The organism is Dolichospermum sp. FACHB-1250 (assembly GCF_014696335.1).
Taxonomy (GTDB): domain Bacteria; phylum Cyanobacteriota; class Cyanobacteriia; order Cyanobacteriales; family Nostocaceae; genus Dolichospermum; species Dolichospermum planctonicum.
In genome coordinates this window covers 1-24682 of record NZ_JACJPZ010000008.1, presented here as the reverse complement: position 1 = coordinate 24682, position 24682 = coordinate 1, and the positions used below count along the sequence as shown (strand labels likewise).

Genomic DNA, 24682 nt, shown 5'->3' with positions numbered 1-24682 from the left:
CAGTAATCAGTTAAAAATCAAAAATAAAAAGTAAAAAATAATTCCTACTGCTTACCTAACTACGGACAACTGACTACTGACAACTGACTACTGACTAATTTTATACTCTTGAGCAATATAGTAAAACAAGCGATAATAATTTTGAAAGTCTTGACTGTCGCTTTGTCCTTGCCAGTAATATTCCAATTCTGCTTGAGTAATGGTCAACTTAATTATAGTCACCTTTTCCTTAACTTCTACCGTCAGGACGCTAAAAACCCCTTGATTTGTCCGAAAATTATATCCTTGTTCTTGATGTTCTTGAGTTTTGGGTGAGAATTTTAATACGGGCTTACTGGCATAAGAGCGAATTTCTAGGTTTTCCTTGTTTGGTAAAACTAACACAACTCCATCACTGTTGTCTGGGTTTCTTAATTCTTGCCAAGTATGGGGGTAGGGAAACTCAAAACCATAACGATCATTTTTATATGTCTTCCATGTCACATCTTTAACCTGGAAATCATTAGCATTACACCCCCAAACCATCAAGCATGAGCCAAGACTTAAAGTAGTAGCATATAGTATCTTTTGGACATAAGTTACACCCATAACAAAATAACTTGTCGAAAAGGACAACAGAAAAGAGACAGGGGAAATAAATTTGCCTATAAACCTATATTACCATGTTAATGTCAGGACTTACGCAAAATATCTCTCAAAACCTCTTTCCTTCGTGATCTTCGCTCCTATCCCTGACGGGACGCTCCGCGAACGTGGTTCATTAGTTCGTAACTTGTGGGTAAGTTCTAGATTTTTTTTGGAAATAATTTTTGATCTAATTAAAGATTTAGCAATCAAACTATAGAGTATTTATTATTACCTTAATTTACTATGTAAATCCTGAACAATGACTATTTATTAAGAAATGTAACAAAATAGCCATTAAAACGGCTTACCATCTTGACAACCAAGAAAAGAACAGATAGAGTGATATACATACCCGGGTAAGACCACTAGAAAGTGATATGCAAACTAAGCAAAAGGTTACGCTATATTTGTCGCCAGAATTGCACAGAAGACTGAAAATTCGTTCTGCTGTTGACTCAGAACCGATGTCAGACATGGCAGAACGAGCGCTTAATTTCTACCTGACGAACTCAGAAGTAGTAGAAGAATTAGAAGCGTCTTCTTATGGGCGAACCCATCGGCTTTATTCCTGTCCTACTTGTGAAACTTCACTGGTGTTACGGAATGGAGAACTAGTGGATTTGGGTAATCCAGCGGGAATAATAGGTGAAGAATGTTTACCTATTGACAACAGAGAAAAAGATCAAACCCATCCTAAGAGTGAGGAAGAATTAGTCCCTTGCTAGATAGGAATTGTTAATGATTAATTCATAGTATGGCTTCAGGCCAGGCTACCGTTATTAGTGCTGTCTCTATAAGGTCTCAAGTAGGTCGATAGTATGAAAGAAGAGCTCAATATTTTAATTCAAGCTCAATACCCTTTAATCTACCTTGTGACCTCCGAGGAAGAACGGGCAGAGCAGGCAATTTTTAAAGTCTCTCAAGAGTTAAAGCCCCAAAGGCGAGTATATGTGTGGACAGTAACTCACGGTATCGTGGAGTACGGTCAACCTCGCAGTACAACCCAACACAATACTGTTTCTCCCGAAGCAGCAATTGATTGGATAATTCGTCAAAAAGAACCCAGTATATTTATTCTTAAAGATTTACATCCCTTTATTGATGCGCCAGCAACAACTAGATCGCTCCGGGACGCGATCGCTAGTTTTAAAGGAACGCAAAAGAACATTATCTTAATGTCCCCTGTGCAACAAGTTCCCATCGAACTAGAAAAAGAAGTTGTTGTTTTAGATTTTCAATTGCCTGACATGGCTGAGTTAAATAAAGTTTTAACCGCCCATCAAGAGCAAAATCGGGGGCGACGGCTGACAACCGAGGCGCGAGAAAGGCTTCTGCGAGCCGCTTTGGGTCTAACCAAAGATGAAGCTGAGAAAGTATACCGCAAAGCACAGGTAACAACGGGGCAATTGACAGAAAATGAAGTTAATATAGTCCTGTCCGAGAAAAAACAACTCATCCGCCGTAACGGTATCTTGGAGTACCTCGAAGAAGATGAAACCATTGATGCTGTGGGTGGTTTGGAAGAGTTGAAAACCTGGCTCACCCAACGCTCCAACGCCTTTACAGAAAGAGCGAGAGAATATGGTTTGCCCCAACCTAAAGGAATGTTAATTCTCGGTGTTCCCGGTTGTGGTAAGTCACTAATTGCTAAAACTACCTCCCGTTTATGGGGTTTACCAATTCTGAGATTAGATATGGGGCGGGTCTACGACGGCTCAATGGTGGGTCGCAGTGAAGCTAACCTGCGGAACGCCCTGAAAACGGCAGAATCAATTTCCCCCACGATTCTGTTTATTGACGAATTGGATAAATCCTTTGCGGGTAGCGGTGGTTCTGGCGATTCCGATGGGGGGACATCAAACAGAATTTTTGGCTCTTTCCTCACCTGGATGCAAGAAAAGAAATCTCCAGTTTTCGTAATGGCCACTGCTAACCGTGTAGAACGCCTACCTGGAGAGTTTTTGAGGAAAGGTCGTTTTGATGAAATTTTCTTTGTGGATCTGCCCACACCGGAAGAACGTCAGGATATCTTCGGTATTCACCTGACCAAACGCCGGGAAGATATTGCTAGATTTGATTTAGGACAACTAGCAAAAATGTCCGATGGCTTTTCGGGGGCAGAAATTGAACAAGCGGTCGTGGCGGCTATGTATGAAGCCTTCGCCCAAGATCGGGAGTTCACCCAATTAGATATTATTGCTGCATTGAAGTCTACTTTGCCGCTGTCACGAACGATGCAAGAACAGGTCACAGCTTTAAGAGACTGGGCCAGACAGCGTGCTAGACCCGCAGCCTCCTCTGTTGCTGAATATCAGCGCATGGAGTTTTAAAAGCTTTCCTCTGCTATATCAGGGGGAAAGGTTAGTCACAAGACTAACAGTTAGAAAAAAGCCGTTCCCAAATCATGCGGCTTCGCTGAAAAAAAAGAACCGTTGTCGTTTTTCTCATCAATCTTCTTATTGGAGGAAACCCAAATGTCTCACTTTAGCACTCTGCGTACCAAGATCACCGATGCCGAAATTCTCAAATCTTCTTTGCGCGACTTGGGTATCAGTGTCAAAACTGAAGCTGATGTTCGCGGTTATAATGGTCAACGTCTCCGCTCCGACATCGTTGCTGTATTGGAAGGCGAGTACGATTTAGGTTGGTCTCGTAACAGTGACGGTTCTTTTGACCTCATTGCTGACCTTTGGGGTGTTGCTAAGAAGCACAACCAGACTGAGTTAATCAACTCTATTAATCAAAAATATGCCGTTAACAAGACTTTGGCTGAAGTAAAACAGCGCGGTCTGCAAAACGCTAACGTTAAGTTGGTATTGCAGTAACAATTTCTCTAGCGCGTTCCCAAAGTGAAACGGGTTAACCTTCTAATCAGCGGTTAGCCCGCTTTTTTTTGTCTGAATCAGGATTATGTTGTAAATAAATAGCATAAAATATAAACTAGGGGTGTGGTAATGAGAAATGCCGAAGAAAATAAAAGAACTGAAGGGAATAGTAGCAAAAGTTGGGTATCTCCTTCAAGCAGGTAGAGGTAAAGGAAGTCATACTTACTGGAAGCATCCTTTATTACCGGAAGAACCATTAACCATACCGGGAAAAGATGGAGATGATGCTCCGTTATATTTAGAAAAAAACATTCAACGGGTGCTGAAAAAACTTGAAGAATTGAACAAGCAAGAAAATCAAGAAGGTGAAGAATGACTTATCATTACAGTATGGTGATTCAATGGTCTCAAGAGGATCAACTTTTTTTAGTTCACTTACCTGAATTTCCCTGGCAGGAGTTTCATACTCATGGTAGAACTTATGAAGAAGCTGCGAGAAATGGTCAGGAAGTGATTGAAACTTTTGTGGAGATGCTGACTCAAGAGAATAAAGCATTACCAGAACCTAGAATGCTTCCTACACAACCGTTGCAAGTTGCCTAGTTTAAGTTTCGGCAATTATAGCAAATCTTTGGCTTTACATCCGCGTAATATCGGTTCTCCATCTTTTATGGGAATACTGCTTGATTTAATAGTAGAGGCAGTTATTTTGGTTTTGAGATATTCAAGATAGTCGAGGGTTTTTTCCAGAATAGGTTCTGGTGCGTTTTCAATTGACGCAATGAGTTTTTCTTTAATGGTGGTCATGGGGGGTACTAGGGAAGTATAGAAATAAAAACTTTCTGGCAGTAAAATGTAGTAATTATTAAAACTTAATTCAAACCTAATTTACTGTTAAAACTGTCAATAATTATATTATATTATCTGATCTAGATTTACTCCAAATATACTCAAATATGGGTAACTAACAGTATAATATGTCTAATATTCGACTCATGAGACTTAGGTAACAAAGACTACTTTATGAAAATTGATACAGAAGCGATCGCTACGGTAGACAAAGTTGAATGTGAGATGATTGAAAATTAACATCCTGTAAACCCTAAAATCCTGGATATCCTGATTCAGACAAATGATTGATTATGAATGCACGTTTTCACGCCATGTAAAAATCTAAATTCTAATAGGCTTTAATTGCTCTTTTTACTTCTTTACCTGTAAATTCTAATTCAGATAAATTTATGACTCGTAAAAAAATATTATCAGAAAATCAATCCTACACATTTCGATCTTACTTTGAAATGCCCTATGAACCTGATGAAATACTAGCAGAATTGGGCTATTCGTTAATAAGAAAACATCTTACTTTACCACGAAGCGATCGCCATTTACAAAGACTAGAAGAATTAAAACAACGAATTGAAGAATCTTTACCTTTAGTAAGTTTGAGTAGTGAAACAGCAAGACGAGAAACCCTAGTAGCACCAACATTATTAGAAGTTGCTCGCTATTGTCAATGTCAAGTGAGAATTGAATACCCATTGTCTGTAAATAACTGGTTAAAGGGTAATTTAGATTATTTTCTCAAACATAATCCTAGTTTATTGGTAGTTGAAGCTAAAAATGATGATTTAACACGAGGTTTTACACAACTTGCTGTAGAATTAATTGCTATTTCTCAAGTAGAAGAAGGAGATGTTTTTTATGGATGTGTTACCATTGGTGATGCTTGGCGTTTTGGAATATTAGAAAAAATCAATCAGCAAATTTTTCAGGACATTTCCTTATATCGCATTCCTGATGATTTAGAAGATCTAATGAGAATTTTGGTAGGAATTTTGGCATAAACTAAATTTTCTAAGTTTACCCAATGAATTTGTTAAGACTCACATTAGCTGTTGTTTATGGTGGTCATTAAATGTTTAAGTCCCATTAGGGGTTGAGTATTAGTTTCATGCAGGAAAGAGAGTTTAAGAGATATTTTGTGTAAGTCCGGTTCTAATTCAAATCTTCTAATTTAATTCTCGGATCAGCAGCTTTTAAAATTAAGTCAGCGATTAAATTACCAATAATTAACAATACTGCACTCATGACCAAACTGGCCATGACTAAATATTGATCTTTGGCTAAAACTGCTTGTAGGGTTAATTTTCCTAAACCTGGCCAATTGAAGAAATATTCTGTAATAAATGCACCACTTAACAAACCCGCTAATTCAAAGCCCAGTAACGTAATTAATGGGTTAATAGCATTTCGCAAAGCATGGACATAAATAACGCGATTTTCTGGAAGTCCTTTAGCGCGAGCAGTTTGAATATAGTCTTGACGTAAAACATCCAATAATTGACCACGCATAATGCGTTGTAAACCAGCAAAACTGGTAACACTCAAAGCAATTAATGGTAAAATCGAATGCCAAGCAATATCAAAAATTTTACCTAACCATGTTAGTTCCGCATGATCAATACTAGTCATATTACCCACAGGAAAAAGCGGGGTAGTCAGTTGAGCAAAAAAGAGCAAAAATAAGACAGTGATAAAACTGGGAATACCTTGACCAGCATAACTGAGTACCTGCAAAACCTGGTCAGTAAGACGATTTTGTTTGACAGCAGCGAGAATACCCAAAGGAATTGCGATCGCCCAGGTTATAATCAGGGAAGCGATCGCTAAAAATAAAGTTGCTGGTACTCGTTCCCATAACAGCGATGATACAGAACGTTGATAAACAAAACTCGTGCCAAAATCGCCTTTAGTCACAATTTGCTTTAACCAAAACCCAAACTGTTCTGGCCAAGACTTATCTAAACCAAATTGTCTTGTAATTTCCTCAATCCTTTCCGGTGAAATTTTCGGATTTTGCCGCAGAGTATCTACATAATTTCCCGGAGATAACTTCATAATAAAAAACGACAAAGCCGACGCTAAAAAAATCGTTAATAGTGCTTGTAAAAGCCGTTTGATTATATAAATAAAAGTCTCACTAGTAACTAGCTTAACCAGCCAGTCTCGACTCGTTTCCAGGGAAATTTTTGTATTAGTCATTGGTCATGAGTCAGTTGTCAACTGTTAATTATGTTTTGTTAATATTTTTGTTAATATTCAACTAGTGAGATAATCGGGACATCAGGTAAGTTTTTCCGACCTTGTAAATCCCGTAGTTCGATAATAAACCCAAAGCCGACAAGTTCGCAGTCAATTTTTTGTACTAATTTTGCCGTTGCACTTGCAGTTCCTCCAGTAGCAATCAAATCATCCACAATCAAAACCTTGCTACCCGGCTGTAAAGCATCCTGATGTACTTCCAGGGTATCTGTACCATACTCTAATTGATATTCAATAGCGTGAACTGCTGCTGGTAACTTGCCTTTTTTGCGAACGGGAACAAAACCAGCACCCAATTTATAGGCCACAGGCGCGCCGAAAATAAATCCCCGCGACTCCATACCGATAATGTAGTCTACCTGAATTTCAATTTCTGAGCATTTTTGTGCTAAAAAGTCAATAGTATAACGCAATCCCTCTGGATCGCTTAATAGAGTAGTGACATCTCGAAATAAAATCCCCGGCTTAGGAAAATCTGGTATATCACGAATTAGCGATTTTAAATCCATATTTGAGAACACTCTTTTGTGAGAGAAAAATTTTCCTGAAGATCAAGAAATATCTTACCCTATAATGTCATACCCTGGATACTAGTAAAGCCGTGAAGTCAAAAGTCAAGAGTCAAGAGTCAAGAGTCAAGAGTCAAGAGTCAAGAGTCAAGAGTCAAGAGTCAAGAGTCAAGAGTCAAGAGTCAAGAGTCAATAACTTGATTGGAAACCCATAAGGTATTTTATAGAATGAATGTCGCAGCTAATCTTAAACCTGTAAACATAAATAGCCCCCAAAATTCCCAGGGAATACATGAGATTTTGGATACTTTACCAGATCCAGCCATCCATGGACAGGTATGTCCACGGAAAACTAGAACAGAAATAGATCTAATGTTACTAGCAATTGAAGCCTTAGAACTGGGCGGTTCGGAAGCGATTTTGTCTTTAGCTGAAGAATTAGACCTGAAAGGAATTATCAAAAATCGGGTAAACTTATGGCGGATGAGAGCTTCTAACCCCATGCGGAAAGCGCATAGTCGCCGCCCTTTAGATATTTTAGAGGCTAAAGCCTTAGTAGTGATTGCTTGCTACATTGCTAGGCGGTTAACAGTTACCATCCGTCAACTACTAACTATATACCAACAATTAGACCAAAAGCAGATTCCCCTAGAACAAAATTTAAGATTAGCTAATTACCTAGAAAGGTTTAGAGCGCATTTTAAAAGTCGGATGAATTACCGTCGTTCCGGTGTAATAGCATTAAATTCTGATGATAAATTAGATGAACTAGCTATAAACCTATTAGGAAAATTACTATTTTGCACAGGTACAGCGGGAATGCAGCGGTACTGGATTTCTCTTTTTGATGGTGAAGTAGAGTAAAGAAAAGTCAATAACCCTACCCTAAAAAGGTAGTTAACTAGTTAATTATTTGCTAACTTTCGCCAACTAACGCTATGATTCTCTCATGGCATACATACCACTCGGAAAATGTTTAATTTAACGACATTGAGTCATTAAATTAAACGCGCTATCCCTCCCCTGGTTGCTTCGCACCAACCAGGAGTATCTCGCAGAAAACAAGATGAATATCCAACGTAAATATAGTTTGCCTAATTGTACCCTGCTCCTAGAAGGGTTAAGCGACATAACACGGACGGCTAACTTTCAAGAACTGCGTCCAGAACTATCTATACTGGTAAATGCAGAATGCTATTTATCCAGTCACACTCAACCCATAGTTGGGGGCAGGGAATTTTTTGAAAGTTTAGTTACAGCCGTCAGTAATTACGTCCAAGAGGTTTTAGCCCAAGAAGTTTTAAGTAAAATACCAGGATACCATAGTCAAAAATTTGACAATCAAAATCAGGAATCAGAGTTAGTAGAATTACAAAAAATAGACGGTAACAGTCACAGATTAATTGTGCATTCGGAAATCACACAAGACAACCTTGGAGGGAACACTAACGAAGGAAAACCCATTGAAATTATCCTGAACACAGTCCAATTATTTGATTTAGTTGAAGCTGTAGATCAGTTTTTTGCTGATAGCCAAACTTTACCAGAATTATGCTTAGAATTGCACCCAGTTACCCACAGCTATGGTGGTTCAAGTCAAATTTTCCGCAAACAAGCAATTCCAGCGACAGTAGGCATATCCAGTCTAGCCTTGGCCGCATTAGCCTGTTTCTTGATTCCTATCCCTCAAGTCCGTCCACCGGAAGTCAAACCAGAGGAACAGTCCAGCGCTACAATACCCACAACTGCACCTCAAGCATCAACCTCTGCCCCCCTTAATCCCCCCTTGCCAAAGGGGGAGGCAGCAACCCCCATAGCCACAGAAACGACTGCTCCTATTGTAGCTAAAGATTTAGAAGCACTTTTAAAGACTGTACCAGAGATCACAGATTCATCCCAATTACGGGCATTAAATCGCCAAGTTTATAATCAAATTAATCCAGCTTGGACAAATCGCTCAGAATTACCAGAGGATTTAGTTTATCGTTTAGGTGTCGCTGCTGATGGTAGTATTATTGGTTACAAATCTGTTAATCGGGCGGCCAGTGATGCAATAGAAAAAACACCACTGCCTAAACTGCTGTATAATCCTGCCAATGCAAAAGCCAATGAATCCATTGCTCAATTCAAAGTCGTCTTTACTCAAACAGGTATTTTACAAATTAGTCCTTGGGGAGGATACGCTAAAACACCCGAAGTAGTTGGCGAGAAAATTACTGAAACCAGTCAAATCAAAGATCTAAATCAAAAGTTGTATAGTACAATTCGTCAAAATTGGAGTAATCGTCCCACCTTCACCAGTGAATTAAAATATCGAGTCGCTGTGAATAAAGAAGGTGTTATCGCTGACTATGAACCACTTAATCAAGTTGCTTTTGACCATTTTCGAGAAACACCTCTTCCCCAGCTATTTCAATCGGTTTATGGATCGAATGTAGCCGCACCGAACAACAAAGAACCTCTTGCTCATTTTAAAGTAGTATTTACACCTAAAGGTGAATTAGAAGTAACTCCTTTCTCAGGATACAGATAAGTAGTCGTGCAAAATAAATTTCATATTCAGGAGAGGTGACAGGTTAGAGGTGACAGGTTAGAGGTGACAGGTTAGAGGTGACAGGTTAGAGGTGAGAGGTGACAGGTGACAGGTGACAGGTGAGAGGTGAGAGGTGACAGGTGACAGGTTAGAGGTGACAGGTTAGAAGTGACAGGTGCTACGCCACGGGGACAGACGAGAGATACAGAGATTTCTTTCTATCGTTTTCGCAAATGTGCAATTAATTTTGCCCAGGTACTTAATTGTCGGTTGGGTTGTCTGTGGGGAAACAATCATCCCCCTGTTACCTAAACTCTACTTAGTAATTTTACCCATATAATTACCCCAAAGTTGTGCGGCTTGGGCGCTGCTACCAGATGTCGGGGAATTATTATCGTTTCCTAGCCAAATACCGGTAACAAGTTGACGACTGGGAATAAAGCCAATAAACCAGAGATCAACATTATCATTTGTTGTCCCGGTTTTACCTGCTTCCCCTAAACCAATAGCCGCGCTACGTCCTGTCCCATTACTAATTACCCCCTGCATTAAAGTAGTCATTTGATTGGCAACTGCTGGTTTTAGCACTTGTTTATTACCATCTGGATTTTGATCAAAAGAGTAAATAACACGACAGGTTTCTCTATCTTTGAGATTCTGACAGTCACTACTGTCCAAAATTCTACTAATAGCATGAGGAGGATTCCAGACCCCACGATTACCAATTGCCCCAAAAGCACCGGTCATTTCTAAAACATTAACTACACTTTGACCTAAGACCAAACCGGGTACTTGTTCAAGATTAGACCTCACACCCAAACGCTGGGCCATGTCCACCACTTTATTCAAGCCAATTTCCTTCGCTACCCGTAAAGCTATAGGATTTTCTGAAAGTGCCAAACCAGTAGCTATGTCTAAACTACCACCAGCGCCAGCCCGGCAGGGTTTATAGGTAAAGCCTTGCCAACGTAAGGGATTACAGGAATAACTTGTATAAGGAGAAATACCTTTTTCTAGGGCCGCAGCGTAGGCAAAAATTTTAAAAGTAGAACCGGGTTGTCGTTGGGCTTGTACAGCGCGATTAAACTGGCTTTTTCTGTAATCAGTCCCCCCCACCATAGCCACAATACTGCCAGTTTTCGAGTTCAGAGTTACCAACCCCCCTTGAGAAAAACCCAAATTTGAGCCGGCTTGAGAAATGGACTTTTTTAACTCGATTTCAGCCTGAGCTTGAATACCCGGATCTAATTGGGTTTCAATGATATAGTTACCTTCTCTGGCCGCAGCCGGACCGAGTTTTGATATCAGTTCTTGAAAGACATAATCATAAAAATATGGTGCAATGGTTTTAGCTTGTGTTTCGCAGACTTTAGGACTGATTTGCACCGTCGAACGGCGGGCCCGGTTAGCTTCTGCTTGGGTAATTTTACCCATTTCCAGCATTCGTTTCACGACTCGATTTCGATAATCAGCAGCTCCGAGTTTGCGCGGACCTGTTCCACAAAAATCAAAGGCATTGGGAGCGGGCAAAATTCCTACTAAAGTCGCTGCTTCTGCTAGAGTTAATTCCTTGGCTGATTTACTGAAATAATATTTAGCAGCATCCTCAAAACCTGAGGTATCTGCACCTAAAAATACCCGGTTTAAGTAAGTTAGTAAAATATCATCTTTGCTGTAAAACGTTTCTAATTTGAGGGAGACAACAACTTCTTTTAATTTGCGTTCTAAGGAATCTTGACTACCGACATATTCACGGAATAAACTGCGAGCTACTTGTTGGGTAACTGTACTCGCTCCTTGTTGAAAATCACCGCTACGACTGTTAATGAATACGGCTCGCAACACACCCAAAGGATCTACACCAAAGTGCCAATAATAACGACTATCCTCGGAAGCGACCACAGCAGCAGCCAAATAGGGTCCAAAGTCGGATAACTTTTTTAAATCTACGTGAGCGATATTCCGAGGTTCACGGAGTGGGGTTGAGCCATCACGAGCATAGACAACCACGGGAGCCCGTGTGGCTGTAGGTAAGGGTCTAACGGAAAATTTTAGCCATTCCGCACCTATAGCTAAAGCTGTCAACGCAGTGACACCAACAACACCATAAGCTGTCCACGTAGCAGCTTGCTGATGCCAAGGGGGTGGATCAATGTATTCCAGACGTACAGAAGCGGCTAGTTCGGGGGGACCCAAGGTAATTACATCACCATGGCGCATTTCCAGGGCATTTATCCGTCTTTTGCCAAGATATATGCCATTGGTGGAGTTTTCATCCTTGATGGTGAAAATGGGAGAGTTTTGGGTAGAATCCCGCGACAGTGAGAGATGAATTTGGCTGACAACTTGGTTACGGACGACGATATCACAGGATTTAGAACTACGTCCCAGAAGATAGCGATCGCCTAATAACGGATATTCTAAGGTTTGATTGACTCCGGCATCATAGACCAATAGTTTCGGTACTTTGGCATTGGGTTTGAGTGCCAACTTGGAAAAATCAACTCTAGCTTGAATGGTATTTACTGCTTGAGTCAGTTGACCAAGTAGAGTTTTTGGCTTTTGAGGAGATTGGGGTGAACTCATAAACAATTTTAGTGGCTTGGTGTTTTTTGCCATGAGGCAATTAACAGGCAGACAATTCCTACACTAATAAAAGAATCAGCCATATTAAATACGGCAAAATTAATTAACCGAAAATCGAGGAAGTCAACGACGTACCCCAATCTAAATCTATCAATACCATTGCCTATTGCTCCTCCTAAAATCAAACCATAACCCACTTGATCCCAAAAACTTAACAATGGTCCGCACAATGCAATGGTGATCAATATTAAACTTACACCTAAAGATAGCCAGCGTAACCACTCTACTTTGCCACTTAACAAACTAAAAGCTGCTCCTGTATTGGTAACATAAGTGAAATGAAATATATTCCGCAGTAATGGCAGTGTTTGTCCTAATTTAAAGGTTTGCACTACCCAGTATTTTGTTAGTTGATCTAATGAGAATGCCATAGAAGCAGCAATCCAGAAGTAGCGGTTTTTTATACCCATGATAAATTTTTCGGTTGTCTGTTGTCCGTTGTCCGTTGTTTTTCTTGATTGATGACTAATGACCAATAACCACTGACTAATAAAACATTATATGTCGTAGCACATAGGCTACTATGGTGACAGCACAAACAACTACTAGTTGTCCTGGTAGTGCAAAGCAAGAGTATTTAAGAATAGCCTGCATCAGAGATAGATTTTCTGTTGCTTTCCAGGGCAAAATATAACTGATAGTTAAATAAGCAATACCGCATAAGTGAACAGTTAATAAGCCACAAATACAACTAAAAGCTAGAGTTTCCAGTCGGGGTCTAGCTTTAAAAGCTAAATAACCACAAATCCAAGCTCCAGGAATAAAACCCAATAAATACCCAAACTGAGATAGTTTAACATAACCGATACCGCCTCCTTCTGCAAATACAGGTAATAAGGTTAATCCCATGACTAAATAGGCAATTTGTGAGAGCGCCCCAGAATTTTGACCTCCTAAACAACCTACCAGCAGCACTGCACCAATTTGATAGCTGACACTTAATGAAAGGGTTTGAATTCCGTGCTGACTCCAGTTCCAAGGAGAGGTAAGACCATAAGCTTCTAGGAAAGTACCACCCATTGTCAGGAGCAAGCCTATCATAGACCATAGTAGTTGATTCGATGCAGCAAACATTTATTCGGTGATAGGGTTGATTGACATGAGGGGAATAAATAGATTTTTTCGTTTCTTAACCGCTGGTTTACCTTTTATTGGTATGTTGGTAACGTTTATCTCAAACTTAACAAAAATTAACACTAATGCTATTACGTTCTGATGCAATCAAAAATCATCGCTTTACAGCTTCAATATCCATATTAGCACTAGCGTTCAGTCTATCTGCTTGCGGCCAAAACTCGTCAGAAAATAATAAAACCTCTAGTTCTGATAAACTAGACTTAGGGGGTAATGTGGAGTTAACGGGTGCTGGTGCTTCTTTTCCTTCACCACTGTATCAAACTTGGTTTGCGGAATTAAATAAAAAATATCCCAATTTAAAAGTTAACTATCAGTCGGTTGGTAGTGGCGCTGGTGTTGAACAGTTTACCAAAGGAACAGTAGATTTTGGTGCCAGTGATGTGGCCATGAAGGATGAAGAAATTCAGGAGATACCCGCAGATAAAGGTGTAATATTATTACCTGTTACTGCCGGGAGTATTGTCCTCGCTTATAATTTACCAGATGTTCCTCAACTCAAACTACCACGAACAGTTTATACTGATATTTTACTAGGTAAAATCAAATCTTGGGATGATCCGGCGATCGCTAAAGCCAATCCTGGTGCTAAATTACCAAAAGAGGCAATTAAAGTCATTTATCGTGCTGACGGTAGCGGTACTACAGGTGTTTTTACCAAACATCTTAGCGCCATTAGTCCAGAATGGAAAACTCAAGTAGGTGACGGGAAAAGTGTAAAATGGCCTGTAGGCATTGGCGCGAAAGGAAATGAAGGTGTTACCGCTCAAATTCTCCAAACTCCTGCTTCCATTGGTTATATTGAATATAGCTACGCTAAACAAAGTAATCTCAAATTTGCATCTTTAGAAAATAAAGCCAAACAGTTTGTTTCCCCTTCTGAAGAGTCAGCATCAAAAACCTTAGCATCTGTGACTTTACCAGAGAATCTTCGCGTTTTTATTTCTGACCCAGAAGGTGCAGATTCTTACCCAATTGTTACTTACACTTGGATTCTGGCATATAAAAAATATACTGATGCTAACAAAGCTAAAGCCGTAGAAGCAACTATTGAGTATGCTTTAACAGATGGACAAAAGTTAGCGGCTGAGTTAGGGTATGTTCCTTTACCAGTAAATGTAATTGCCAAAGTGGCGGCAGCAGCTGATAAAATTAGTTCTGACTATAAAATTTCTGTTGGTGCTAATTCTCAACCTGGCAAGTAAGCAAAAATTTAATTTTAGCATACTTGATTTTCGGCATTATTCCTCATTTAAGTCTTACAATCCTGATTTTTTAACTAAACCGTGTTGGTTTTTAGGAGACTTAATTTTTTGGTATTATTCCCGATTTAACTCTTACAATCCGTATTCATGGCTACAAATTTTTTAGAAACTGCCTTGGCAGCAAAAAAGCGCTCTGAAATGGACAGAAATCTAGATCGGAGCTTTATTTGGTTAACTCGGATTTTTGCTCTGGCAATTGCTGCTACTTTATTATGGATTGCTTTACAAGTTGCCATTGCTGCTTGGCCTGCTATCCAAAAATTCGGGATTAATTTCCTAATGGGCAGTAGTTGGAATCCTGTTAATAATGAGTATGGGGTACTACCTGCTATTTACGGAACTCTGATGAGTTCTTTGATTGGACTAATTTTAGCAGTTCCTATTGGTGTGGGAACGGCGATTTTATTGAGTGAGGATTTTCTTCCTTCTCAAGTAAGATTGGTACTAGTATTTTTAGTAGAACTGCTGGCCGCTATTCCTAGTGTTGTTTATGGAGTCTGGGGAATTTTTGTTTTAATCCCAATTTTAACTAATTTGGGTAAATGGCTGCATAATTATCTCGGTTGGCTACCAATTTTTAGTTCCTCCCCCACAGGTCCTGGAATGCTACCCGCCGGGGTAATCTTAGCAATTATGACTTTACCAATCATTACTGCTATTTCTCGTGATGCTTTAATTTCTGTACCTTCTAGTTTACGTCAAGCGGCGCTAGGAATTGGTGCAACCCGTTGGGAAACCATTTTTCAGGTTATTATCCCTGCGGCTTTTTCTGGTATTGTCAGTGCGGTAATGTTGGCTCTGGGTAGAGCTATGGGTGAAACCATGGCTGTAACAATGTTAATCGGCAATGCCAATAATATCAATATCTCTTTTTTAGCACCATCTAATACCATTTCTTCTCTACTAGCAAATCAGTTTGCTGAAGCTAGTGGCTTACAAGTTTCTGCTTTAATGTATGCAGCTTTAGTTCTATTTATATTGACGCTAATAGTCAATATTCTAGCAGAGTTTATTGTAACGCGCGTACAAAGACTATAAATTTAATATTCAATATTCGGCTCTCCGACTTCTTAAAGAAGTTGGGTATATATCTGGAATCTGTCTTGTACAATACAGTAATAGGTTAGATTATGACTTCTTCTTTTCCGCAAAGAAGCCTGACTCGTTCCCCTTTGTCTTCTCGGACATTATTTAATACGGTGATGACTGTATTAGCTTTTATATGTGGAATATTGGCACTTATTCCTTTGTTAGCAGTGCTTTATTATGTGATAATTAGAGGATTTAGTAGCTTAAATTTAAGTGTTTTCACTCAACTACCACCAGCCCCTTTTGCCAAAAATGGCGGGTTTGGTAATGCTATTTTGGGAACACTTTTAATGGTAGGTATTGGGGCTATAATTAGTGTTCCTTTTGGTGTATTGGCGGCAATTTATTTAACTGAGTTTAGTTCCCCAAAATTTGCTAAGTGGATACGTTTTACTACTAATGTCCTCAGTGGTGTTCCCTCGATTATTGCTGGGGTGTTTGCCTATGGAATTGTTGTTTTAACCTTGGTTAAGCTGAATTTAGGCTCTTACTCAGCTTTGGGAGGTGGATTTGCCTTAGCAATTTTGATGCTACCTATTATCGTTAGAACTACTGATGAAGCTTTGCAGTTAGTACCTCAAGATCTACGCCAAGCGTCCGTAGGACTAGGTGCAACTAATTTCCAAACTGTGTCACAGGTGGTATTACCTACTGCTTTACCTGCTATTGTAACTGGTTGTACATTGTCTATAGCTCGCGCTGCTGGAGAAACAGCACCATTGATATTTACGGCTCTTTTCTCTTCTTTTTGGCCAGATAGCATTCTCAAACCTACAGCTTCTCTAGCAGTTCTAGTGTACAACTTTGCTACTTCTCCTTACCAAAGTTGGCAATCTTTAGCTTGGGCGGCTTCTTTAATACTAGTATTAATGGTGTTAATTACTAGTATTATTGCTCGTTGGGTGACTAGAAACAAGATCTAAACTCATCTCGAACCACTCCTTAATCAAGTATTTATGGTAACAAAAATTAGCACAATGAATAGAGCTAAAACGGTTTTAAGCACAGAAAACCTAAATATTTATTATGGCAACTTCTTGGCTGTACAAAATGTTTGGCTAGATATTCCTAAAAATCGGGTAACGGCTTTTATTGGACCTTCCGGTTGTGGTAAAAGTACATTATTGCGATGTTATAATCGTCTGAATGATTTAATTGAATCATTTCGAGCTGAAGGTAAGATTTATTTCTATGATCAAAACCTCTATGCACCAAATATTGACCCTGTAGAGGTACGGAGACGCATTGGTATGGTGTTTCAAAGACCAAATCCATTTCCAAAGTCAATTTACGAAAATATTGCCTTTGGTGCGAGAATTAATGGCTATAGGGGTGATATGAATGAGTTGGTGGAACGGAGTTTGCGACAAGCGGCTTTATGGGATGAAGTTAAGGACAAATTGCGACAAAATGGTTTATCTTTATCTGGTGGACAACAACAACGTTTATGTATTGCCAGAGCGATCGCAGTGCAACCAGAAGTTATACTTATGGATGAACCATGTTCTGCACTTGACCCTATTTCTACTGCACGGGTTGAAGAACTGATTCACGAACTCAAGGAACAATATACCATCGTTATTGTTACCCACAATATGCAGCAAGCAGCACGAGTTTCCGATAAGACAGCATTTTTTAACGTTAAAGCTTCTGAAAAAGGTGGTCGCACAGGTTATTTAGTGGAATATGAAGCTACAGAATTAATTTTCAATCATCCACAACAAGAAGATACGAAAGCCTACATTAGTGGTAGATTTGGTTAGTGCTAGATTTGGCGTTACTGAGTGAAAGTATAAATTATGTTTTCTTCTGTTGTTTCCTTCAATCTCCAATTCAGCAATGTTCTAGATTTGATTAGTGGGTGAGGAGGGAATCGAACCCGCAACCAATTGATTAAGAGTCAACTGCTCTACCGTTGAGCTACTCACCCGCTGATAAAACCATGATATCAGACTTTTGAGTTTCGCGCTAGTGTTGCAGCTAAAAAACTGGCAGCAACTGAAAACAGCGGAAATTGGATGATCAAAGCGGTTTGATCTATTTGGAATTTAAAATTCAGGATTTTTGATCTATTCTTGAATTACTACTGGTGTTCCTAGATTAGCCCAATTAAATAACCGTTTAGCCTGATTAAATGCCAGATTAACACAACCATGGCTTACCGGTGTACCAAACTTATTGTGCCAATATGCTCCATGAATAGCATAGCCATTTTGATAATACATAGTATAGGGAACATTGGCAATATCATATCCCCTACCACGCATCCGAGTTTTTTTAAACTTGCTTTGAATCTTAAATATACCAGTACGAGTAGGTGTAGATTGTTTTCCCGAAGAAATAGTTGCTTTATATACAGGTTTATCCCCTTCCCACGCAATCAGACGTTGTTGGGAAAGATTAATTTGAATCCAACGCTGATGAGATTTTTTCAGTTTTTGAACAATTGTAGGAACTTTCTGTGGTGGAGATTTTGCCCACATTTCGTCAGCAGTATAATCAAATATAGTAGTATAAGCTACTGTACCCACCAATAATATTTTTAATAGATGTATCCTGTGAAAATAAATCAAACCTTTCATAGTGAATACCCTGATAGACAATTGGCTAAAATTCGTTCAAGAACTTTGATTCTAATTCAGTCTATTTGTTTTTATTTTACCACTAATTTAACTTCTGGATAACTTCTGGATGAGTGCTTTTGCTTGTTCGGTAATCTCATGCCAATTTTCCTCTAATATCCATTTTTTTGGGAATAATTCCCCACTTAAGCCTACAGCTATGGCCCCAACCTTTAAAAAATCTTCAGCATTTTCTAAGGTTACACCTCCGGTAGGAATTAAGGGAATATGTCCCAGGGGTCCTTGTAAACTTTTGATGTAATTACTTCCCCCCACTGCTTGGACGGGAAACACTTTCACACAAGTAGCGCCATAATTCCAAGCGGTAATAATTTCCGTCGGTGTCAATGCACCGGGAATTATCGGTATATTTGCCGCTACTGCGGTTTTAATCATCACGGGATCAGTATGGGGACTAAAGAGAAATTGACACCCACAAGCGATCGCCTCTTGTAATTGCTGGACGTTAAATAAAGTACCAGTACCAATCAGACAGCCCGGTAATTCAGTGCGGAGTTGGGAAATTAACTCAGGTGCGCGATCGCTATTCCAGGTAATTTCAATTAGTCTCATACCCCCAGATGCTACCGCTAAAGCCATTTTTTTACCCCAGTCCATTTTTGGGGCGCGAACTACAGCGATCGCTCGGTGTATCTTTAATTGTGATAACCAAATTTGATTAAGCATTTTCACTATATATATAGTAGTAAATAGAGATGTTCTTCTTTCTGTAATTTACACTTCATGAATTTCAGGAGCAGTAAGTAAAAAGTCTCATTAATGGTAAAATAACTAAAGTAGCATTAATAAATAAGTTTAATTGACAATGAATCGCATTTTTTGGATTACTGCTTTAATTGCCTTTATTAACTCCTTGAGTTTTACAATTTTAATCCCCATTATTTATCTTTATGGTAAACAATTTGGTTTAAATGATTTCCAAACTAGTTTATTGTTTTCTACCTACTCTATCGCTCAATTTTTTGCCACTCCTGTAATTGGTAAACTCTCTGATAGATTTGGACGTAAACCATTATTAATAATTAGTTTAGCAGGAACAGTAATTGCTAACACCATAGCCGGTACTGCCACAACAGCAATCTTACTATTTTTCGCCAGATTTTTAGATGGGATTACCGGGGGAAATGTTGCCGTTGCCCAAGCAGTGATTTCTGATGTCACCATGCAAAAAAATCGCGCTCAAGCCTTTGGAATTTATGGGGCAGCCATGGGATTAGGCTTTATTATCGGTCCAGTTATGAGTTTATTAGCACAACAAATTTCTTTAGGAACAGCATTTTTAGTCTCTGGTGCAGTTGCTATGATAGCCATGTTAATGACCATATTCTTGTTACCAGAAACCTTAGAAAACAAATCTCCAAAGTTTAGTAATATTTTGGATTTAGGATTGGAAAATTTAATTAAAGGGTTTGCTATGCCAGGAGTGGGCATTTTACTATTAATTAACTTTTTGACTGGGACAACATTTACCATGTTTACCTATGCCTTTCAACCCTATTTTATTCAAGTTCTACATCAAAATAATCAATCTTTAACCCTCCTATTTCTAGTATTTGGCACTTTAGCAGTAATTATGCAAACTTGGGGAATATCGGTTCTCCGTCCTAAATTTAATGTGGTTAAGATATTATTTTTAGGTTTATTCGTTCGCAGTTTATCATTTGTCTTAATGCCTCTTTGGCCTAGTATCACCTATTTTGTCATAATTAGCATATTATTTGCTTTGTTTAATGCCCTCGTCCAACCTATGATTAGTACATTAATTTCTCTTAATGCTAAACCACAAGATCAGGGAACTGTTTTAGGATTAAACGCATCTTATTTAAGTATTTCTAATGGTATTGGTCCAGTGATAGCCGGTATGATGGTTAAACAATCCCAACCAGTGACCTATGGCTATCCTTTATACATAGCAGGTATTTTGACCTTTGTGGTTTTAGCCTTAGCAATAGCTACACGCAAAAGATACAGCACTGCTATTTAATGGGTGAAATATAACTGTTTAACTCAGATTAAAGCACGATTTAATGAAAACAAATGTTAAATAAACTTAAATAATTGTCAACCAAAATTTATTCATATCCTTGAAAACAATTGTCAAGTCAAGGTTTTTACTTATATTCTGGAAAATGTTACTGCTTACAGCATCTTGTCAAGAATACTACCTTTGTGTAATATGAATTATTGGTTGTAAAAATACTTTTTACAACGAGTTTCCTCACTCGTCAACTCAACATTACCACAATAACTACAACTACACCGGGTAAAAATATGCTGTTTTTTTTGAAGTTGATTGATTATTTATTAGTCGCAGTTGCGATCGCATCATTTGCTATTATTTATTTTGATTCTAGCAATCAAGAATATGTAATCGCTGCCTCCGTTGCTTTAACTCTTGCTATTGGTTTGTTTATCTTCAATAGACAATCAGTAAATAGCGCCAAAAAGAAAGCAGAAAAAAATCAAATGTCAAAAAAAGCTAAACTTTATACATCTTTGTTAAGCAAAGATACTCAATTAGACCATAACACAGTTTTGCCAGCACGAGCTAAAGCTTTAGAATATAGTCAAGAATTGATTGACGATTATAAAAGTTCTAGGGATCTTAACAGAACTTTATACTACGTTTTGCAAATTTCTACTGTAATTCTCTCAGGTGTGACACCAATTTTAGTTCTAGTTGATAAATTAGAAGCAGGACAGCCGTGGTTAAAATGGCTACCTGTTATCTGTCCAGCAGTTGCTTCCATTGTGGCTAGTGTCGTCACATCATTTCCCTTTGAAAAAAATTGGATGGCGGCTAACACAGCGGTGGAATTGTTAGAATCTGAACAGGAAAAGTTTATTTTAGGAATCACTCCAGCCTATCGTTGTTATGATATTCCAGAAGAGGATAAACAACAACAAAAAATTAGTCAGGCTGTAGAACTATTTATTAATCAAGTGAATAGCATTCACTTGCCGCAAGTACAACAAAAAACTGATTCAGACCCCGCAAATACAGAAAAACAAGACGCACCAAAACCAGAAGAAGCAACTACAGAAAAAAAGTAGCCCCATAGTCGGGACTAATTGGGTGCAGAATCTGCACCCAAATGTCAGATATTCCTGACATTGCGGTTTATAGTCAAAAAATAGGTAGAATGGTGATACATACTCTCCAAAAGAGAGCCAACCTACCAGTGATCTGATTAACTGCAACTTTGTATGAATTTAAATAGCCAGTCTGCCAATTCTTGTGATACATCTTCCCAGCGCTTGGCAGACATTGTGGGAACAATGATCGCTCTGATAACTCTGATTTTACCAGTATTTATCATTGCCCACTACTCTTCACCCAATGTTGAAAACAATCAGCCCTCTTTAACCTATAACTTATCTAACACTGGAGATTAAATACAAATAGCAGACATCTGTCAAGTAATAATACTTGTTTTTTAGCACAGAAAAAACTTAACAAGAATTAACGTTTCACGGAATTTACAACAGTTAACCAGGAATTTTGAGGAAAAGATCCACAATGCCTTAAAATTTGACACTGGGAGCAAAAATATCTGCTGCCCCTGTTCACTGTTAATATAGGAGTTTTATTGTGGATTTATCTCTTATTCCTGCCCAACCCAAACCAGGTGTACTTAACGTCTTAATTGAAATTGCTGGTGGGAGTAAAAATAAATATGAATACGATAAGGATTTACAAGCATTTGCCTTAGATCGCGTTCTCTATTCTTCGGTAAAGTATCCTTATGACTATGGTTTTATCCCTAACACCTTGGCAGACGATGGCGATCCTTTAGATGGTATGGTGATCATGGATGAGCCAACTTTCCCCGGTTGCATCATTGCTGCTAGACCAATTGGTTTTTTAGAAATGATTGATGGTGGTGATCGTGATGAAAAAATTCTTTGTGTTCCCGTCAAAGATCCACGCTATGCTCATGTAAAGTCCCTCAAAGATGTATCCCCCCACAAATTAGAGGAAATTGCGGAATTTTTCCGTAGTTACAAGAATTTGGAAAAAAAGGTAACACAAATTCTCGGTTGGCAAGATGTGGAAAAAGTAGCCCCCTTAGTAGAAAAGTTTATTCAGGCTGCTCAAGGAGTAATCTAGTATTTCCCATGCAAGTGAGGTACAAGAAGTCATAATTAAACGCAAGTACCTCATGAGACAAGGATTCGCTATATAATGGGTAATGGTAATATCAATTACTAATTACCCCCTAAATCAATAATTGTGGAATCATTCTGGTTGCAAAAAAAAATTTTTAATCCCAATGCAGCGTACTTTCTTGTTAGCAAAAATTCATAACTGTACCCTCACAGGAGCAAATATTAATTATGTGGGTAGTATCAGCATTGACGAAATTCTCTTAGAAAAAGCTGGTATCTTTCCCTATGAGCAAGTACAAGTAGTGAATATTGCTAATGGTGAGCGTTTTACTACTTATGCTATACCTGCGGTAGCTAATTCAGGAGCTATAGAATTAAATGGAGCAGCAGCACGTTTAGGTGTAGTAGGCGATCGCTTGATTATTATGACTTATGGCCAGTTTACCATAGAAGAGTTAGAATGTTACTCTCCTACTGTTGTGATTGTGGATGCAAAAAACCAGTTATTAGAAGTGCGAAATTATGCTGCTGGGGAAGCGAGGGAAGAGGTGTAGGTCCTGTTGTTATTTGAGGTAATGTGTAAACCATTCCCTTGCTAAATGTGCTACAGCCGCCAATTTACCTGGTTCTGCAAATAAATGTGTAGCCCCAGGAACAATCTCCAACCGTTTGATTGAGTGTAACTGTGCCATTGCATCCTCATTAATCGCTATTACAGGCAGATCATCACCACCAACAATCAACAATGTTGGCGCTTTGACTTGAGGTAATGCTGAACCACCTAGGTCAGGTCGTCCACCACGAGAAACAATAGCCTTCACAACTTCTCCCCGTTTTGCAGCAGCCACAAGAGCCGCACCCGCACCCGTACTAGCACCAAAGTAACCTATCTTGAGTTGTTGGGTATCTGGGTTCTGTAGCAGCCAGTCCGTAGCTCCAACTAAGCGAGATGCTAACAAACCAATATCAAAGCGTAAATGTCTTGTCCGCAGGTCAATTTCTTCCTCTTCCAGAGTCAGCAAATCAAGTAATAAAGTTGCCAGTCCTGCTTGTTGTAATACCTCAGCAACATAACGATTACGGGGACTGTAACGACTGCTACCACTACCATGGGCAAATAAAACTATCCCGACAGCACCATGGGGGATCACCAAATTACCCTCTAGGTTCACATCACCTGTGATCACTGATACTAGTTGTTCCTGTGGGTCCTGTATGAATGTTCTATCCATAACCAATAAATCAAGAATTACTTGTGCTATTAACCCGATAATTCCTTTTTAATAATTCCCATAATTTTATACATCCATCTTTAATCAGTTGACAGGTGATAGGTGACAGGTGATAGGTGATAGGTGACAGGTGATAGGTGACAGTTGACAGGTGACAGGGAACAGGGAACAGGGAACAGGGAACAGGGAACAAAACGCAAAAAATTTGCTTTTCAAGTATTGACAAAGGATTTTAAAAATGTTATCCTCATATTGATAAGGAAGAAATATCGTAAATTATTTATAGTAGGGTGTGTTAGCGACAGCGTAACGCACCATTAGTATAGACTTTGGGTATAGCATAGCGATAGCGAAGCGCTGCTGCAAGCAGTTCGGCATATAATAGCGTAACGCACCATTTTAAATCATTGACATCATCAGAAAATCCCCCTCCTCATCCTGTACATCCTTTCATCCTGGATATCCTGATTCTGACAAAATTGACAAAGGATTTTAAATATGTTATTATTATCTTGATAAGGAAGAACTATCTTAAGGAGTGCGGAGTACAGAGTTAGAAAGTGGGGAGTATGAAGAAGAGGATGAAGAAGATAACCCCGCACCCCGCACCCTCATCAGAAAATCCCCATCTTCATCCTGTAAATCCTTTCATCCTGGATATCCTGATTCTGACAAATGTAAAAGCATAAATGTTACCAGAGTATATAGTAACCCACCATCTTTAATCATCATCAAAAAATCCCCATCTTCATCCTGTACATCCTTTCATCCTGGATATCCTGATTCTGACAAATGTAAAAGCATGAATGTTACCAGAGTATATAGTAACCCACCATCTTTAATCATCATCAAAAAATCCCCATCTTCATCCTGTACATCCTTTCATCCTGGATATCCTGATTCTGACAAATGTAAAAGCATAAATGTTACCAGAGTATATAGTAACGCACCATATTAAATCATCA

Annotated in this window: 28 protein-coding genes and 1 tRNA gene; 18 read left to right on the top strand and 11 right to left on the bottom strand. The window is 38.9% G+C overall.

What is annotated here, in order from left to right:
* Window positions 1-87: 87 nt before the first annotated feature.
* Complete coding sequence (locus H6F39_RS04360; protein WP_242025939.1) at window positions 88-588, bottom strand: hypothetical protein; 501 nt, start codon at window positions 586-588, stop codon at window positions 88-90.
* Between the two features lie 416 nt (window positions 589-1004).
* Between H6F39_RS04360 and H6F39_RS04355 the strand changes: the two genes are divergently transcribed.
* The 5 genes from H6F39_RS04355 (at window position 1005) to H6F39_RS04335 (ending at window position 4055) form a co-directional block, all read left to right on the top strand.
* Window positions 1005-1352: a hypothetical protein gene (locus H6F39_RS04355; RefSeq protein WP_137907001.1), complete on the top strand. Its 348-nt coding sequence runs from the start codon at window positions 1005-1007 to the stop codon at window positions 1350-1352.
* A 93-nt stretch (window positions 1353-1445) separates the two neighbouring features.
* A complete protein-coding gene (locus tag H6F39_RS04350; RefSeq protein WP_137907002.1) occupies window positions 1446-2957 on the top strand; it encodes an AAA family ATPase in 1512 nt (503 codons plus the stop codon).
* A gap of 144 nt (window positions 2958-3101) precedes the next feature.
* On the top strand, window positions 3102-3452 hold the full coding sequence (locus H6F39_RS04345; RefSeq protein WP_015081375.1) for a DUF1257 domain-containing protein: 351 nt from the start codon (window positions 3102-3104) through the stop codon (window positions 3450-3452).
* Window positions 3453-3588: 136 nt separating this feature from the next.
* Window positions 3589-3828, top strand: a complete 240-nt coding sequence (locus tag H6F39_RS04340) for a type II toxin-antitoxin system HicA family toxin (RefSeq protein ID WP_137907003.1) — start codon at window positions 3589-3591, stop codon at window positions 3826-3828.
* The gene (locus tag H6F39_RS04335) at window positions 3825-4055 is read left to right on the top strand and encodes a type II toxin-antitoxin system HicB family antitoxin (protein ID WP_028091050.1); all 231 of its coding nucleotides are present in this window, start codon (window positions 3825-3827) and stop codon (window positions 4053-4055) included. The genes H6F39_RS04340 and H6F39_RS04335 overlap by 4 nt, the downstream gene beginning before the upstream one ends.
* Window positions 4056-4070: 15 nt before the next feature.
* On the opposite strand, the gene H6F39_RS04330 is transcribed toward H6F39_RS04335, so the two are convergent.
* Window positions 4071-4259 (bottom strand): hypothetical protein, encoded by a 189-nt coding sequence (locus H6F39_RS04330; protein WP_228036633.1) that lies wholly within the window; start codon window positions 4257-4259, stop codon window positions 4071-4073.
* Window positions 4260-4693: 434 nt separating this feature from the next.
* Here H6F39_RS04330 and H6F39_RS04325 point away from each other — a divergent pair, with 434 nt between their 5' ends.
* Window positions 4694-5299, top strand: coding sequence for a hypothetical protein (locus H6F39_RS04325; RefSeq protein ID WP_137907004.1), 606 nt, complete (start codon window positions 4694-4696; stop codon window positions 5297-5299).
* 151 nt (window positions 5300-5450) lie between these two features.
* Here the strand turns inward: H6F39_RS04325 and H6F39_RS04320 are convergent, their stop codons facing one another.
* A complete protein-coding gene (locus tag H6F39_RS04320; RefSeq protein ID WP_190396300.1) occupies window positions 5451-6497 on the bottom strand; it encodes an ABC transporter permease in 1047 nt (348 codons plus the stop codon).
* A 50-nt stretch (window positions 6498-6547) separates the two neighbouring features.
* Window positions 6548-7066, bottom strand: a complete 519-nt coding sequence (locus H6F39_RS04315; protein ID WP_137907006.1) for an adenine phosphoribosyltransferase — start codon at window positions 7064-7066, stop codon at window positions 6548-6550.
* A 228-nt stretch (window positions 7067-7294) separates the two neighbouring features.
* On the opposite strand from H6F39_RS04315, the gene H6F39_RS04310 reads away from it, so the two are divergent.
* Together H6F39_RS04310 and H6F39_RS04305 are read left to right on the top strand one after the other, a co-directional pair.
* A complete protein-coding gene (locus H6F39_RS04310) occupies window positions 7295-7930 on the top strand; it encodes a DUF3038 domain-containing protein (protein WP_137907007.1) in 636 nt (211 codons plus the stop codon).
* A gap of 202 nt (window positions 7931-8132) precedes the next feature.
* Window positions 8133-9599 (top strand): DUF4335 domain-containing protein, encoded by a 1467-nt coding sequence (locus H6F39_RS04305; RefSeq protein WP_137907008.1) that lies wholly within the window; start codon window positions 8133-8135, stop codon window positions 9597-9599.
* A gap of 315 nt (window positions 9600-9914) precedes the next feature.
* Here the strand turns inward: H6F39_RS04305 and H6F39_RS04300 are convergent, their stop codons facing one another.
* The 3 genes from H6F39_RS04300 to H6F39_RS04290 all read right to left on the bottom strand — a co-directional run bounded on the left by H6F39_RS04300 (window position 9915) and on the right by H6F39_RS04290 (window position 13319).
* A complete protein-coding gene (locus H6F39_RS04300; RefSeq protein ID WP_137907009.1) occupies window positions 9915-12185 on the bottom strand; it encodes a transglycosylase domain-containing protein in 2271 nt (756 codons plus the stop codon).
* Between the two features lie 8 nt (window positions 12186-12193).
* Window positions 12194-12655, bottom strand: a complete 462-nt coding sequence (gene lspA / locus H6F39_RS04295; RefSeq protein ID WP_137907010.1) for a signal peptidase II — start codon at window positions 12653-12655, stop codon at window positions 12194-12196.
* 76 nt (window positions 12656-12731) lie between these two features.
* The gene (locus H6F39_RS04290; RefSeq protein ID WP_190396299.1) at window positions 12732-13319 is read right to left on the bottom strand and encodes a biotin transporter BioY; all 588 of its coding nucleotides are present in this window, start codon (window positions 13317-13319) and stop codon (window positions 12732-12734) included.
* A gap of 125 nt (window positions 13320-13444) precedes the next feature.
* Between H6F39_RS04290 and pstS the strand changes: the two genes are divergently transcribed.
* From pstS to pstB, 4 genes are all read left to right on the top strand, one after another.
* Complete coding sequence (pstS, locus tag H6F39_RS04285; protein WP_190371807.1) at window positions 13445-14584, top strand: phosphate ABC transporter substrate-binding protein PstS; 1140 nt, start codon at window positions 13445-13447, stop codon at window positions 14582-14584.
* A 147-nt stretch (window positions 14585-14731) separates the two neighbouring features.
* Window positions 14732-15682, top strand: coding sequence for a phosphate ABC transporter permease subunit PstC (pstC, locus tag H6F39_RS04280; protein ID WP_190396298.1), 951 nt, complete (start codon window positions 14732-14734; stop codon window positions 15680-15682).
* A gap of 92 nt (window positions 15683-15774) precedes the next feature.
* Complete coding sequence (gene pstA, locus H6F39_RS04275; RefSeq protein WP_137907014.1) at window positions 15775-16656, top strand: phosphate ABC transporter permease PstA; 882 nt, start codon at window positions 15775-15777, stop codon at window positions 16654-16656.
* Window positions 16657-16689: 33 nt separating this feature from the next.
* Window positions 16690-17496 carry a phosphate ABC transporter ATP-binding protein PstB gene (pstB, locus tag H6F39_RS04270; RefSeq protein WP_137907015.1) on the top strand — a complete coding sequence of 269 codons (807 nt, stop codon included), beginning with the start codon at window positions 16690-16692 and terminating at the stop codon, window positions 17494-17496.
* 95 nt (window positions 17497-17591) lie between these two features.
* Here the strand turns inward: pstB and H6F39_RS04265 are convergent.
* From H6F39_RS04265 to H6F39_RS04255, 3 genes are all read right to left on the bottom strand, one after another.
* Window positions 17592-17663, bottom strand: a tRNA-Lys gene (locus H6F39_RS04265).
* Window positions 17664-17802: 139 nt separating this feature from the next.
* A complete protein-coding gene (locus H6F39_RS04260) occupies window positions 17803-18315 on the bottom strand; it encodes a L,D-transpeptidase (RefSeq protein WP_137907016.1) in 513 nt (170 codons plus the stop codon).
* Window positions 18316-18402: 87 nt separating this feature from the next.
* Window positions 18403-19041: a bifunctional 4-hydroxy-2-oxoglutarate aldolase/2-dehydro-3-deoxy-phosphogluconate aldolase gene (locus H6F39_RS04255; RefSeq protein WP_137907017.1), complete on the bottom strand. Its 639-nt coding sequence runs from the start codon at window positions 19039-19041 to the stop codon at window positions 18403-18405.
* A gap of 139 nt (window positions 19042-19180) precedes the next feature.
* Here H6F39_RS04255 and H6F39_RS04250 point away from each other — a divergent pair, with 139 nt between their 5' ends.
* From H6F39_RS04250 to panD, 5 genes are all read left to right on the top strand, one after another.
* Complete coding sequence (locus H6F39_RS04250; protein WP_190396297.1) at window positions 19181-20359, top strand: MFS transporter; 1179 nt, start codon at window positions 19181-19183, stop codon at window positions 20357-20359.
* 287 nt (window positions 20360-20646) lie between these two features.
* On the top strand, window positions 20647-21429 hold the full coding sequence (locus H6F39_RS04245) for a DUF4231 domain-containing protein (RefSeq protein ID WP_137907019.1): 783 nt from the start codon (window positions 20647-20649) through the stop codon (window positions 21427-21429).
* Window positions 21430-21582: 153 nt separating this feature from the next.
* Window positions 21583-21771, top strand: a complete 189-nt coding sequence (locus tag H6F39_RS04240) for a hypothetical protein (protein ID WP_137907020.1) — start codon at window positions 21583-21585, stop codon at window positions 21769-21771.
* A gap of 196 nt (window positions 21772-21967) precedes the next feature.
* On the top strand, window positions 21968-22486 hold the full coding sequence (locus H6F39_RS04235) for an inorganic diphosphatase (RefSeq protein ID WP_137907021.1): 519 nt from the start codon (window positions 21968-21970) through the stop codon (window positions 22484-22486).
* Window positions 22487-22649: 163 nt separating this feature from the next.
* The gene (gene panD / locus H6F39_RS04230) at window positions 22650-23039 is read left to right on the top strand and encodes an aspartate 1-decarboxylase (RefSeq protein WP_190396296.1); all 390 of its coding nucleotides are present in this window, start codon (window positions 22650-22652) and stop codon (window positions 23037-23039) included.
* 9 nt (window positions 23040-23048) lie between these two features.
* On the opposite strand, the gene H6F39_RS04225 is transcribed toward panD, so the two are convergent.
* Complete coding sequence (locus H6F39_RS04225; protein ID WP_190396295.1) at window positions 23049-23717, bottom strand: dienelactone hydrolase family protein; 669 nt, start codon at window positions 23715-23717, stop codon at window positions 23049-23051.
* Window positions 23718-24255: 538 nt separating this feature from the next.
* Between H6F39_RS04225 and H6F39_RS04220 the strand changes: the two genes are divergently transcribed.
* Window positions 24256-24675, top strand: coding sequence for a hypothetical protein (locus H6F39_RS04220; protein ID WP_190396294.1), 420 nt, complete (start codon window positions 24256-24258; stop codon window positions 24673-24675).
* The last annotated feature ends 7 nt before the right edge of the window (window positions 24676-24682 follow it).

Coding starts and splice junctions, on each gene's coding strand:
- H6F39_RS04260 (WP_137907016.1), bottom strand. CDS start 18,315: ATGAAAGGTTTGATTTATTTTCACAGGATACATCTATTAAAAATATTA.
- pstA (WP_137907014.1), top strand. CDS start 15,775: ATGACTTCTTCTTTTCCGCAAAGAAGCCTGACTCGTTCCCCTTTGTCT.
- H6F39_RS04355 (WP_137907001.1), top strand. CDS start 1,005: ATGCAAACTAAGCAAAAGGTTACGCTATATTTGTCGCCAGAATTGCAC.
- pstB (WP_137907015.1), top strand. CDS start 16,690: ATGGTAACAAAAATTAGCACAATGAATAGAGCTAAAACGGTTTTAAGC.
- lspA (WP_137907010.1), bottom strand. CDS start 12,655: ATGGGTATAAAAAACCGCTACTTCTGGATTGCTGCTTCTATGGCATTC.
- H6F39_RS04350 (WP_137907002.1), top strand. CDS start 1,446: ATGAAAGAAGAGCTCAATATTTTAATTCAAGCTCAATACCCTTTAATC.
- H6F39_RS04245 (WP_137907019.1), top strand. CDS start 20,647: ATGCTGTTTTTTTTGAAGTTGATTGATTATTTATTAGTCGCAGTTGCG.
- H6F39_RS04310 (WP_137907007.1), top strand. CDS start 7,295: ATGAATGTCGCAGCTAATCTTAAACCTGTAAACATAAATAGCCCCCAA.
- H6F39_RS04340 (WP_137907003.1), top strand. CDS start 3,589: ATGCCGAAGAAAATAAAAGAACTGAAGGGAATAGTAGCAAAAGTTGGG.
- H6F39_RS04300 (WP_137907009.1), bottom strand. CDS start 12,185: ATGAGTTCACCCCAATCTCCTCAAAAGCCAAAAACTCTACTTGGTCAA.
- H6F39_RS04335 (WP_028091050.1), top strand. CDS start 3,825: ATGACTTATCATTACAGTATGGTGATTCAATGGTCTCAAGAGGATCAA.
- H6F39_RS04255 (WP_137907017.1), bottom strand. CDS start 19,041: ATGCTTAATCAAATTTGGTTATCACAATTAAAGATACACCGAGCGATC.
- H6F39_RS04325 (WP_137907004.1), top strand. CDS start 4,694: ATGACTCGTAAAAAAATATTATCAGAAAATCAATCCTACACATTTCGA.
- H6F39_RS04250 (WP_190396297.1), top strand. CDS start 19,181: ATGAATCGCATTTTTTGGATTACTGCTTTAATTGCCTTTATTAACTCC.
- H6F39_RS04225 (WP_190396295.1), bottom strand. CDS start 23,717: ATGGATAGAACATTCATACAGGACCCACAGGAACAACTAGTATCAGTG.
- H6F39_RS04345 (WP_015081375.1), top strand. CDS start 3,102: ATGTCTCACTTTAGCACTCTGCGTACCAAGATCACCGATGCCGAAATT.
- pstS (WP_190371807.1), top strand. CDS start 13,445: ATGCTATTACGTTCTGATGCAATCAAAAATCATCGCTTTACAGCTTCA.
- H6F39_RS04320 (WP_190396300.1), bottom strand. CDS start 6,497: ATGACTAATACAAAAATTTCCCTGGAAACGAGTCGAGACTGGCTGGTT.
- H6F39_RS04240 (WP_137907020.1), top strand. CDS start 21,583: ATGAATTTAAATAGCCAGTCTGCCAATTCTTGTGATACATCTTCCCAG.
- H6F39_RS04330 (WP_228036633.1), bottom strand. CDS start 4,259: ATGACCACCATTAAAGAAAAACTCATTGCGTCAATTGAAAACGCACCA.
- pstC (WP_190396298.1), top strand. CDS start 14,732: ATGGCTACAAATTTTTTAGAAACTGCCTTGGCAGCAAAAAAGCGCTCT.
- panD (WP_190396296.1), top strand. CDS start 22,650: ATGCAGCGTACTTTCTTGTTAGCAAAAATTCATAACTGTACCCTCACA.
- H6F39_RS04315 (WP_137907006.1), bottom strand. CDS start 7,066: ATGGATTTAAAATCGCTAATTCGTGATATACCAGATTTTCCTAAGCCG.
- H6F39_RS04360 (WP_242025939.1), bottom strand. CDS start 588: ATGGGTGTAACTTATGTCCAAAAGATACTATATGCTACTACTTTAAGT.
- H6F39_RS04305 (WP_137907008.1), top strand. CDS start 8,133: ATGAATATCCAACGTAAATATAGTTTGCCTAATTGTACCCTGCTCCTA.
- H6F39_RS04290 (WP_190396299.1), bottom strand. CDS start 13,319: ATGTTTGCTGCATCGAATCAACTACTATGGTCTATGATAGGCTTGCTC.